The following is an 8,662-nucleotide window of genomic DNA, read 5'->3' as shown; positions in this document are numbered from 1 at the left end:
GAGCTTGCCTCGCGATCTTTTGACCTTTTAAAAGATCGCGAGGCAAGCTCGCTCCTACCGGTTTTATTTAAACGCTATCAGTGCTTGAACATCACATGCCGAATGGTGGTGTAGTCCTCCAGGCCGTACATCGACATGTCCTTGCCATAGCCCGAGAGCTTGGCGCCGCCGTGGGGCATTTCGCTGACCAGCATGAAGTGCGTGTTGACCCAGGTGCAGCCGTATTGCAGGCGGGCCGCCAACCGATGGGCGCGGCCGACATCGTGAGTCCACACTGAAGACGCAAGGCCATAGTCGGAGTCGTTGGCATACTGCAAAGCCTGCGCTTCGTCGTCGAATTCGGTGACAGATACCACCGGCCCGAAGATCTCATGGCGCACCACTTCATCGTCCTGCCGCGCACCCGCCAAAACGGTCGGTTCAAAGAAGAACCCCGGCCCCGCTACGCGCTTGCCGCCCGTCACCACTTCAATGTGCGACTGCTCACGGGCACGCTGGACAAAGCCCTCGACCCGCTCCAAGTGTTGCAAGGTAATCAACGGCCCGAGTTCTGTCTCAGGGTCGTCCTGCAACCCATGGCGAATAGTGGATACAGCCTCACCGAGTTTTCTTACAAACTCGTGGTACACGCCCTTCTGCACATAAATACGGCAGGCGGCGGTGCAGTCCTGGCCGGCGTTGTAAAAGCCGAAGGTACGGATGCCTTCAACCGCCGCGTCGATGTCGGCATCGTCAAACACGATCACCGGGGCTTTGCCGCCCAGTTCCATGTGCATGCGTTTAACGCTGTCGGCCGTACCGGCGATGATCCGGCTGCCGGTTGCGACCGAACCGGTCAGCGACACCATGCGCACTTTAGGATGACTGGTCAGCGGTTTGCCGACACTTGGGCCACGACCAAAGACCACATTAATGACGCCCGCAGGGAATATCTCCGCCATCAACTGCGCCAGTTTCAACGTGCTCAACGGAGTCTGTTCAGACGGCTTGATCACCACGGTATTACCGGCGGCCAGCGCTGGGGCGAGCTTCCAGGCGGCCATCATCAACGGGTAGTTCCAGGGCGCAATGGACGCCACCACGCCCACCGGATCGCGACGGATCATCGAGGTATGCCCCGCCAGGTATTCGCCTGCTGCACTGCCTTGCAGGCAACGGCTGGCGCCCGCGAAAAAGCGGAACACATCGGCAACGCCGGGCAGTTCGTCGTTGAGCGCGGCGGTGAAGGGTTTGCCGCAGTTATCCGATTCCAGGCGTGCCAGCTCCGGGGCATGGGCGTCGATGGTGTCGGCCAGTTTCAGCAGCAATTGCGAGCGGTCCTTGGGCGTGGTCTGTGACCAGGCGTCGAACGCCGCGTCGGCCGCGCACACTGCTGCATCGACCTGCGCCAGGCTGGCCTCGGGGATTTCTACCAACGTGGCGCCCAACGACGGGTTGAGCACCGGGAGTTTTTCGCCTTCACCGGCGATGAGTTGACCATTGATCAGCAGGCGGGTTTGCATGGTTTCTCCTGTGGGTGGCGTGGGCCACCCCATCAAAAAGGCGCAACCTCCCCGCATGCGCGCAATCAATGCGCACAGGGGGTAGTTACAAGGGCTAAGGGGTCGGGTGCGTCAGAGCGCGGGTTCAGGCACGGCGGTGCTGAACATGCGGGTACGGAAGGCCAGGTACACCAGCCCCAGCACGACCCAGCATGAGCCGAGGATCAGCGCGTCGGCGTCCAGGCTGATGAGCATCCAGCCCGAGGTAATGGCCCCGATCAACGGGAACAACATCCCGCGCAGCACACCGGCTTTGTCGCCCAGCGCACGGTCGAAGGTCAGTTTCAGCGCGCACAGGTTGACGGCGGTAAAGGCCAGGAATGCGCCGAAGTTAACCAAGGACGTAGCGGTGGCGATGGTCAGGCCAAAGCCGACAAAACCAAAGGCACCACACAGCACGATGTTGAACACCGGGGTCTTGTAGCGCGGGTTGAGCACGCCAAACAGCTTTTGCGGCAATTGGTTGTCACGGCCCAGGGCATACAGCAGGCGCCCGACACTGGCCTGGAACGACAGGCCAGCAGCAAAGTGGGCAATGATGATGCCGGTCAGAACCACTGCAAAAAACAGGTCGCCGCCGATGGTCTTGGCGATTTCAAACGCCGCGCCGTCGATGTTTTCGAATACGCCCACCGGATGCGCCAGGTACATGAAGTACGAGGAGCCGACATACAGGCTGCCGCCGATCAAAGCCACCAGCAAAATGGCCCGCGGGATGGTGCGTTCCGGCTCAACGGTTTCTTCGCTCAAAGTCGACAGGGCGTCGAAGCCAAGGAACGAATAAGCGGCAATGGCAGCACCGGCCATGGTCGCCGAGAACGGTACGTCGGCATTGAAGAACGGTTTGACCGACAACAATCCGCCCGGACCATTGATCGCGCTGACGTAGTGCCAGCACAGGGCGATGAACACGGTGATGATGGTGAGCTGGATCAGCATCAAGATGATGTTGAAACGGTTAGCCACCTGGATCCCGAGGATGTTGAGCAACGAGGTGGACACGATAAAGCCGGTGATCCAGACCCACTGCGGTACATCCGGGAACGCCAGGCTCAGGTAGCTCGCCCCCAGCAGCCAGATCAGCATCGGAATAAAGAAGTAATCGAGCAGCGCCGCCCAACCGACCATAAAGCCGATGTTGGGGTTAAGCATTTTACGGGTGTAGGTATAAGCCGAACCCGCTGTCGGAAACACCCGCACCAGTCGCCCGTAGCTCAACGCGGTAAAGATGACGCCGATGGACGCCACCACATAAGACAACGCCACGGTGTTTTGGCTGGCCTGGGCGATCACGCCGTAGGTACCAAACACAATCAGTGGCGCAATAAAGGCAAGACCGAACAGCAACACAGACACCGGACCCAAGGTACGGCGCAGATGCGGAGTCGAAATCGATGCGCTCATGACGATGCCCTCAAGCTGAGTAGTGGTAGGCGGCACGAATCACATCGAGGTAGCTCTCGACGGTCATGTCTTTGATGTTGCTGGCATCGGAAATATTGCTCTTGGACTTCTGCGCGATGGCCGTGAAGTCTTCTTCGCGCACCCCGGCCACGTCGGCGAAACGCGGGATGCCCAGCTCGCGGTTCATGCGAAACAGTTGATCGACGCCCGCTTGGGCCGCGTCCACAGCGCTCAGATTGGGGTCGATCCCCAGGGCATACGCCACATCGGCGTGGCGGCGCAGGTCGGCGTCGCGGTTATGGCTGAACACAAATGGCAGGAAGATCGCGTTGCCGATGCCGTGCGGGGTGTCGTACATGCCGCCGATGGCTTCGGAAATACAGTGCACGCTGGCGATGTCGGCATTACCGAAGGCCATGCCGGCAATCAGGCTGGCAATCAGCATCTGTTCGCGGGCTTCACGATTGTCTGGTTCTTGCACGGCGGGCTTGAGGTGTTGCGCGATCAAACGGATCGCGTGCAGCGCCAGGCCGTCACTGATCGGGTTGGCGGGTTTGCCGGTATAGGCCTCAATGGCGTGGGTCAGCGCGTCCATCCCGGTGGCAGCAGCAATGTGCGGCGGCAACGTGGCGGTGATGTCTGAGTCGAGCAGCGCCAGCACCGGGCCGATGCGGTAGTCGAGCAGGCTCATTTTGAATTGGCGACGGGTGTCGGTGATCACCGAGAAAAAGGTCACTTCACTGCCGGTGCCGGCGGTGGTCGGAATCGCCACAATCGGCAGTACCGCATTTTTGAGGGTAAACGCGCCTTCGTAGTCTTCAACGATGCCGTCATGGGTCAGCAAAACGCTGATGGCCTTGGCGGCGTCCATTGCACTGCCGCCGCCGACCGCCAGTACGCCGTCGATGCCTTTACCGCGATACAGTTGCGCGGCACGGTTAACGTCTTCGCTGCGCGGGTTGGGTTTGACGTCGGCTATTTCGTCATAGCGAATGCCGGCCTGTTCCAGGCTGGCATAGATGCTGTCGAGCAAACCGGCGTTCTTCACGCCCGGGTCGGTGACCAGCAGCACGTGGCTCAAGCCCAGGCCGAGCAGGTGTTCGCCGGTACGCTGGCGCAGGCCAGGTTCCATGACGATTTTGGTGGGTAATAGAAACTGGAATTGCATGGGGACGTTCCTCTCGCTCTGTGGCGCTTTGCAATGTTGTAGTTATGGCAGACGAGTCAGGGAGCCGCAGGGGCGGCCACTATCGGTTTTTATTGTTGAAGGTGCCGCATGGCGGTATGGGTCGAAACACTAAGACACAGGTAGCAGATCAACAAATACTTAAAACTCAAGGGAGCATTCGATTAAATCGAACGCTCTGCGACCACCTGTAGCAGTTGACGAGCCTGCGAGGCTACGATCGATTGCGAAGCGATCGTAAATCCTGAAAAGCAGGTTTGGTGTCGACGATTACAAATGCTGGCCGTGGCGGGCCATGATGTGGCGCACCACGCTGTAGTCCTGCAGCGAATCGCTGGACAGGTCTTTGCCATAGCCCGAACGCTTCAGGCCGCCGTGGGGCATTTCGCTGACCAGCATGAAGTGGCTGTTGATCCAGGTGCAGCCGTACTGCAAGCGCGCTGCCACTTGCATGGCCTTGTCGAGGTTTTGCGTCCAGATCGACGAGGCCAGGCCGTATTCAGAGTCGTTGGCCCAGTCCACGACCTGCGCCAATTCATCAAAACGGGTCACGGTCACCACCGGCCCAAACACTTCGCGCTGGACGATTTCATCGCTTTGTTTACAACCGGCCAGCAGCGTCGGCTGGTAATAGAAGCCCGCTCCCGGATGCGCAGCGCCCCCCGTCACACACTCAATGTGCGGCTGGCCCAGCGCCCGCTCGACAAAACTGGACACGCGATCACGCTGACGGGTGCTGATCAGCGGGCCGATCTCGTTGTCGGCATCGCGCTTGCCGGCAAAGCGGATACGGCTCACGGAATCACCCAGCGCCGCCACCAACTTGTCGTAAATGCCGGCCTGCGCATACACCCGGCACGCCGAGGTGCAATCCTGCCCCGCGTTGTAATAGCCATACGTGCGCACCCCTTCGACTACGGCCTCAAGGTCGGCATCGTCGCAGACGATCACCGGCGCTTTGCCGCCCAGTTCAAGGTGGGTGCGCTTGAGGGTTTTGGCCGCGGTGGAGAGGATTTTCTGCCCGGTGACGATATCGCCGGTCAATGACACCATGCGCACTTTCGGGTGGCTGACCAGATGGCTGCCGACGTTTTCACCGCCGCCACAAATGATGTTCAGCACCCCGCGCGGCAGGATTTCGGCCAGCATCGGCGCCAGGGCCAGAATCGACAGCGGTGTGTGCTCGGAAGGTTTGAACACCAACGTGTTGCCCGCCGCCAGCGCCGGGGCGATTTTCCAGGCGGCCATCATGATCGGGTAGTTCCACGGCGCAATCGAGGCCACCACGCCGATCGGGTCACGCCGCACCATGCTGGTGTAGCCGGGCAGGTATTCGCCACTGAGCTGGCCGGTCTGGCAACGCACGGCACCCGCAAAAAAACGGAACACATCCACCGTGGCACTCAAGTCGTCTTTGCGCGCCAGATGCAGCGGCTTGCCGCAGTTCAGCGCTTCGAGACGAGCGAGGTAGTCGGCGTTTTTTTCAATCGCACTGGCGATTTCCAGCAGCAGGTTAGACCGTTGCTGCGGCGTGGTCCTAGCCCAGCCGTCGAAGGCCCGGTGTGCGGCAAGGATCGCGGCCTCGGTCTGCTCGGCGCTGGCCTCGGCGATCGACGCCAGCACCTCACCCGTGGTCGGGTTAATGATGGGTTCGACAATGCCCTGCCCGGCGACTGATTCACCGTCGATCAACAGTGCGGTGAACAATGGTGTCTGCGCGGCGGGCATGGTAGGGCTCTCTTGTGTGGTGCGGTCGTGGTGCGCCCCGCTCTGTGGGCTGGACCGTTTTATAGAGGCTGCAAGATTAGTCTTGGCGCAGCGCGAACGACAAACACTAAATCCAGATTAAATCGTCAGCTTGCGCCCGCCATGGGGCTGCTCGCGGGCGACGGTCAAAAACGGATCGACTAACGGCGGCCGCGCGGTCCCCCGGCGCCAGGCCAGGCCGACGTCGAGTGTCTGGTTAAGGTCGGCAATGGGCCGGGCCTCGATGATGTCGCCTTCCAGCGACCAGGGCCGGTAGGTCATGTCCGGCTGGATCGAGATCCCCAGCCCCGCCGCGACCAGGCTGCGCACCGCTTCGGTCGATGCCGTGCGCAAGGTAATGCTCGGTTGCAACCCCGCCTGCGCCCACAAGCGCTGGGCATTGCTGTCCATCTCATCGACATTAAGCTGGATCAACGATTCTTTGGCCACGTCGGCCAGGTTGATGCTGTCCAGTTCCAGCAAGGGATGCTGGGCCGGCAGCCACACACGGTGCGGCGAGTGGGTCAGCACCTCGGACTGCAAGGCGTGGCGATCTTCAAGATTGGAAAGGATCAACACCCCGACATCAATCTCGCCACTGACCAGCAAATGCTCGATGTACGGGCGTTCGTCTTCCATCACGCGGATTTCGACGTTGGGGTAGGCGCGCTGAAAACGGGTGAGCAAATCCGCGAGGTAATAACCCGCCACCAGGCTGGTCACGCCGACGATCAACTGCCCGGCTACCTGATCGGTACTCTGCTGCAAGCTGCGCTTGGCGTTGTCCACCGTGGCCAGAATCAAATGCGCCTGGCGCAAAAACTGATGGCCCTGGTGGGTCAGGGTCATGCCCTTGGCGTGGCGATTGAACAGGCTGACGCCGATTTCCTGCTCCAGTTGCTGGATCGCCAGGGTCAAGGTCGATTGAGAGATGTACACCGCTTGGGCGGCAGCCGAGATGGAGCCCGTCTCGGCCACGGCGATGAAGTGACGGATCTGACGCAACGTCATCATGAAAACACCCCTCCAGCGGACTGATTTTTTGTGATGGGCGAGTGTATATCTTTTTTATCGATAGCTCGGCACAAACCTCAGCGCTGCTTTACTGACCGTTACCCTTATTCACATTTGCTTACGACAGTCGCAGGCAGGGATCGCAGTATCATCCTGACACCTGACCACCGAGAACTTTAGTCATGCCCACTGCTGCCTCCAAACGCTGGCTGATCCTGATCGCCGTGATGCTGGCCTTTGTGCCCATCGTGATTGATATGACCATTCTGCATATTGCTGTGCCGTCGCTGACGCTGGCGTTGGGCGCGTCAGGGGCGCAGGTCTTGTGGATCATCGATATCTACCCGCTGCTGATGGCCGGTTTGCTGGTGCCCATGGGCACCCTTGCCGACCGCGTCGGTCATCGGCGCATCCTGCTATATGGCCTGAGCGTGTTCTGGGTGGCTTCGTTGCTCGCCGCGTTCGCGCCGACGCCGGCCATGCTCATCGGTGCGCGGGTGCTGTTGGCGCTGGGCGGCGCGATGATCATGCCGTGTGTGCTGGGCATTATTCGCCGCACGTTCGAGGACGAAAAGGAACGCGCTCTGGCCCTCGGCCTGTGGGGCACCGTCGGCGCGGCGGGCGCCGCGGTGGGCCCGCTGATCGGTGGCGCGCTGCTTGAGCACTTCTGGTGGGGGTCGGTATTTTTGATCAATGTCCCGATCATGGCGGTGGTGATCCCGGTGGTGTTCGTGCTGTTGCCACGCGTCGAGCACACCACACCCGGCAAGTGGGCCGTCGGCCAAGCGCTGGTGCTGATTGCCGGAATCATCGGCGTGGTTTATGGCATCAAGGCCAGCATCGGCGCCACGCAATCGCTGGTGTTCGCCATGCTGGTGCTGATTGCCGGGCTTGCGCTGCTGGTGCTGTTCGCTCGCCAGCAACTGCGCTCTGCCACGCCGATGCTGGACCTGTCGCTGTTCGCCCACCCGGCGCTGCTGGGCGGCATGATCATGGCGCTGGTAACCATCGGCGCGCTGGCAGGTGTGGAACTGACCCTGGCCATGGAGCTGCAATACGTGCTGGACAAGACGCCGTTGCAGGCGGGGATCTTCCTGATCCCGATCATGGCCGCCGCCGCGCTGGGCGGCCCGGTTGCGGGGTATCTGTCCAACCGCTTTGGCTTGCGCGGGGTCGCCAGCCTGTCACTGGCCACGTCTGCCGGGGCGTTGGGGTTTCTGGCTTTTGCCGATTTCAATGCCGCCGGCATTGCGGTGCCGGCCATGCTGGCGGTGTTGGGCTTGGCACTGAGTATCGGCCTGACCGCTTCGTCGATAGCCATCATGGGCTCGGTTGACGCCAGCAAGGGCGGCGCCGCCGGTTCACTGGAAGCCACCGCTTATGAGCTGGGCACCGGCCTGGGCATCACCGTGTTCGGGGTGTTCATGTCCAAAGTGTTTGGCAGCACTCTGTCGCTGCCCGCTGAACTGGCGCCAGCGCAGGCCGAACGGGCCGCCAGATCCATCGGCGACAGTTACGTGGTGGCCGGTGAACTGCCTGCCGCCCAGGGCAATGCCTTGATTGAAGCGGCCAAGCTGGCGTTTTCGAGTACCCACTCGGTCCTGCTCACCACATCGGCCGTGGTCATCGCGCTGCTGGCGGTGGTGGTGTTTGTGCTTTTTGGGCGGCAACGGGGCTAATATCACTGAGCTTTGTAGCCGCTGACGAGGCACGAAGGCTGCGATGGGTTGCGTAGCGACCCTCCCCACCGCACAAATAGTTGTACAAATTA

6 protein-coding genes are annotated in these 8,662 nt (G+C 61.0%); 1 reads left to right on the top strand and 5 read right to left on the bottom strand.

The window, feature by feature from the left end:
* Positions 1-77: 77 nt before the first annotated feature.
* The 5 genes from AAEZ03_RS15835 to AAEZ03_RS15815 form a co-directional block, all read right to left on the bottom strand.
* Positions 78-1,502, bottom strand: a complete 1,425-nt coding sequence (locus tag AAEZ03_RS15835) for a gamma-aminobutyraldehyde dehydrogenase (protein WP_350579842.1) — start codon at positions 1,500-1,502, stop codon at positions 78-80.
* A 111-nt stretch (positions 1,503-1,613) separates the two neighbouring features.
* Positions 1,614-2,945, bottom strand: a complete 1,332-nt coding sequence (locus tag AAEZ03_RS15830; protein ID WP_123751431.1) for an APC family permease — start codon at positions 2,943-2,945, stop codon at positions 1,614-1,616.
* Positions 2,946-2,955: 10 nt separating this feature from the next.
* On the bottom strand, positions 2,956-4,113 hold the full coding sequence (locus tag AAEZ03_RS15825; RefSeq protein WP_350579839.1) for an iron-containing alcohol dehydrogenase: 1,158 nt from the start codon (positions 4,111-4,113) through the stop codon (positions 2,956-2,958).
* Between the two features lie 288 nt (positions 4,114-4,401).
* Positions 4,402-5,859, bottom strand: a complete 1,458-nt coding sequence (locus AAEZ03_RS15820) for a gamma-aminobutyraldehyde dehydrogenase (protein WP_350579836.1) — start codon at positions 5,857-5,859, stop codon at positions 4,402-4,404.
* Between the two features lie 117 nt (positions 5,860-5,976).
* On the bottom strand, positions 5,977-6,891 hold the full coding sequence (locus AAEZ03_RS15815) for a LysR family transcriptional regulator (protein ID WP_278938929.1): 915 nt from the start codon (positions 6,889-6,891) through the stop codon (positions 5,977-5,979).
* A 182-nt stretch (positions 6,892-7,073) separates the two neighbouring features.
* On the opposite strand from AAEZ03_RS15815, the gene AAEZ03_RS15810 reads away from it, so the two are divergent.
* Positions 7,074-8,570 (top strand): MFS transporter, encoded by a 1,497-nt coding sequence (locus AAEZ03_RS15810; RefSeq protein ID WP_278938926.1) that lies wholly within the window; start codon positions 7,074-7,076, stop codon positions 8,568-8,570.
* Positions 8,571-8,662: the final 92 nt, after the last annotated feature.

The organism is Pseudomonas sp. HY2-MNA-CIBAN-0224, from assembly GCF_040310285.1.
Classification (GTDB): Bacteria; Pseudomonadota; Gammaproteobacteria; order Pseudomonadales; family Pseudomonadaceae; genus Aquipseudomonas; species Aquipseudomonas helleri.
This window is presented reverse-complemented; position numbering and strand designations above follow the sequence as displayed.

What these genes read in the sequence shown, in the direction of transcription:
- AAEZ03_RS15830 (WP_123751431.1), bottom strand. Translation starts at nt 2,945, where the DNA reads ATGAGCGCATCGATTTCGACTCCGCATCTGCGCCGTACCTTGGGTCCG.
- AAEZ03_RS15825 (WP_350579839.1), bottom strand. Translation starts at nt 4,113, where the DNA reads ATGCAATTCCAGTTTCTATTACCCACCAAAATCGTCATGGAACCTGGC.
- AAEZ03_RS15835 (WP_350579842.1), bottom strand. Translation starts at nt 1,502, where the DNA reads ATGCAAACCCGCCTGCTGATCAATGGTCAACTCATCGCCGGTGAAGGC.
- AAEZ03_RS15815 (WP_278938929.1), bottom strand. Translation starts at nt 6,891, where the DNA reads ATGATGACGTTGCGTCAGATCCGTCACTTCATCGCCGTGGCCGAGACG.
- AAEZ03_RS15810 (WP_278938926.1), top strand. Translation starts at nt 7,074, where the DNA reads ATGCCCACTGCTGCCTCCAAACGCTGGCTGATCCTGATCGCCGTGATG.
- AAEZ03_RS15820 (WP_350579836.1), bottom strand. Translation starts at nt 5,859, where the DNA reads ATGCCCGCCGCGCAGACACCATTGTTCACCGCACTGTTGATCGACGGT.